The sequence below is a fragment of the Haloarcula sp. Atlit-120R genome, from assembly GCF_003665885.1.
Classification (GTDB): domain Archaea; phylum Halobacteriota; class Halobacteria; order Halobacteriales; family Haloarculaceae; genus Haloarcula; species Haloarcula taiwanensis.
Genome location: NZ_QPLN01000016.1, coordinates 1 through 2,806 on the forward strand (window position 1 = coordinate 1; position 2,806 = coordinate 2,806).

Genomic DNA, 2,806 nt, shown 5'->3' on the forward strand with positions numbered 1-2,806 from the left:
ACAACCGGTACACCAGTGGCCACCAACCGTAGTTCCTCTCGTACTATACGGTCGTTCTTGTCAGACACCATAACACACCCAGTAGATAGCAGCCGACCTGTCTCACGACGGTCTAAACCCAGCTCACGACCTCCTTTAATAGGCGAACAACCTCACCCTTGCCCGCTTCTGCACGGGCAGGATGGAGGGAACCGACATCGAGGTAGCAAGCCACTCGGTCGATATGTGCTCTTGCGAGTGACGACTCTGTTATCCCTAGGGTAGCTTTTCTGTCATCAATTGCCCGCATCAAGCAGGCTAATTGGTTCGCTAGACCACGCTTTCGCGTCAGCGTTCCTCGTTGGGAAGAACACTGTCAAGCTATCTTTTGCTCTTGCACTCTTCGCCGGGTCTCTGTCCCGGCTGAGATAGCCATAGGGCGCGCTCGATATCTTTTCGAGCGCGTACCGCCCCAGTCAAACTGCCCGGCTATCGGTGTCCTCCTCCCGGAGTGAGAGTCGCAGTCACCGACGGGTAGTATTTCACTGTTGACTCGGTGGCCTGCTAGCGCAGGTACCTGTGTAATGTCTCCTACCTATGCTGCACATCGGCGACCACGTCTCAGCGACAGCCTGCAGTAAAGCTCCATAGGGTCTTCGCTTCCCCCTGGGTGTCTCCAGACTCCGCACTGGAATGTACAGTTCACCGGGCCCAACGTTGGGACAGTGAAGCTCTGGTTAATCCATTCATGCAAGCCGCTACTGATGCGGCAAGGTACTACGCTACCTTAAGAGGGTCATAGTTACCCCCGCCGTTGACAGGTCCTTCGTCCTCTTGTACGAGGTGTTCAGATACCTGCACTGGGCAGGATTCAGTGACCGTACGAGTCCTTGCGGATTTGCGGTCACCTATGTTGTTACTAGACAGTCCGAGCTTCCGAGTCACTGCGACCTGCTCCGTTCCGGAGCAGGCATCCCTTCTTCCGAAGGTACGGGACTAACTTGCCGAATTCCCTAACGTTGGTTGCTCCCGACAGGCCTTGGCTTTCGCCGCCATGGACACCTGTGTCGGTTCTCGGTACGGACATCATGCTCGTCTTTTCATGGGCCCCAGGTTGAATCACGTTTCCCTATACCGCCGTTCGTCCGCTTCGTGCCATTACGGCTTCCACGGAGTTGGACGGTTCGACCGGGCGAAAACCCGGCGTGATCGACCCCAGGGCGTCAACTTTCACTGCATGATGGCACGGGAATATTAACCCGTTTCCCATTTCGTCTCAGTCGAGTTGCGGTGAGACTTAGGACCGGCTAACCCTCAGCTGATCAGCAGTGCTGAGGAACCCTTATCCATTAGGCCGTCGGGGTTCTCACCCGACTATCGCTGCTACTATGGCCAGGATTTTCGTCACCAATCGGTCCACAGGAGTTCTCACCCCCGCTTCCATCCAATTGGAGCGCCAATCTACTCGATCACCCTGTAACGGGTGCGGACAGGTCTCGGTGGTGGATTTGAGTCCCGATCATTTTGGGCGCCTCAAACCTCGGCCGGTAAGCTGTTACGCTTTTCTTAGAGGGTAGCTGCTTCTAAGCTCACCTCCCGGCTGTCTAGGGCTCGAGACCACCTTCAGAGGATTACACTTAATCCACACTTGGGGACCTTAACCTATCTCTGGGTTGTTCCCCTCCTGGTACACAGGCTTACCCCGCGCACCGGAATCCCCGCGTCAAACAGCGTCTGTAGGTTTGGAGTTTGACAGGTGTGCCGACTCCTCTCGGAGGCGGACACACCAATCGGTCGCTCTACCCCACAGACTACCTCGGCGGAGGTCATGCTTCGACATGTTTCGATTGGAACCAGCTGTTGCCGGACTCGATGGGCCTTTCACCCCTACACATAGATCACGAGAGGGTATTGTAGGACACCAACTCTAACAGACTTCCACGTGCCTTTCGGCACGCTTCATCTTGTCCATGCGTAGATCGTCCGGATTCGGGTCGTGTCCACATGGCTCCCCGCGCTTGAACACGGCGGCCCTCGGGCAAATGAATGCCCTGCGGCCATGTCGGTTTCCCTGTGCCTCCCCGGATACTCCGGTTAGACTTGCCATACAGACACACTCCCTGGCTCGTTTTTCAAAACGTACGACAGAACATCGGCTTCCCGTGAGTCTTACTGGACGCTCGCGCGTCGGTCATTCGTCAGGGGACCTTGTATGCCCTGTCGCTCGATCGCCAACTGATTTCATGCTCTATTTCGCCTCCCTTCTGAGGGTACTTTGCAGCGTTCGTTCACACTACTTGTTCACTATCGGTCTCAGGTTGTGTTTAGCCTTCGCAGTCGATGCCTGCGTTATTCGCGAGGGATATCCAACCCCCGCTACTCTGGCACTACCGCACAGCGTACTGGTCTCGAGTACGGGGTTGTCACCCTGTATCACGCTCTGTTCCAAGAGACTTCGTCGAGACGGTCGGCTGATGAGAGGTAGCCCGGACACCACATTGCCCGTGAGGGCTTCGGTTTGGGCTGTATCGCGTTCACTCGCGGTTACTGACGACATCACGTTGCGTTTTCTGTTCCTCCCGATACTGAGATGTTTCAGTTCTCGGGGTTCCCCATTGCGCGAAGCAATTGCAGAGGAGATTCTCATTCGGAAATCTGTGGTTCTTGGCCTCCGTGCGGCTCCCCACAGCTTATCGCAGCTTGGCACGTCCTTCATCAGCGCCTGAGCCGAGCAATCCACCAGCTGGCATAGTAGCCAACGTCGTTGTGACTCGTTCAACTGAACGAGTCCAGTGGACGCCTGGATCGCACGTACACACGGTTTCAT

Annotated in this window: 1 rRNA gene; it reads right to left on the reverse strand. The window is 56.0% G+C overall.

Annotated features, from left to right (window positions below):
- Positions 1–2,743, reverse strand: a 23S ribosomal RNA gene (locus DVK01_RS20950); the annotation flags it as partial.
- Positions 2,744–2,806 lie beyond the last annotated feature (63 nt).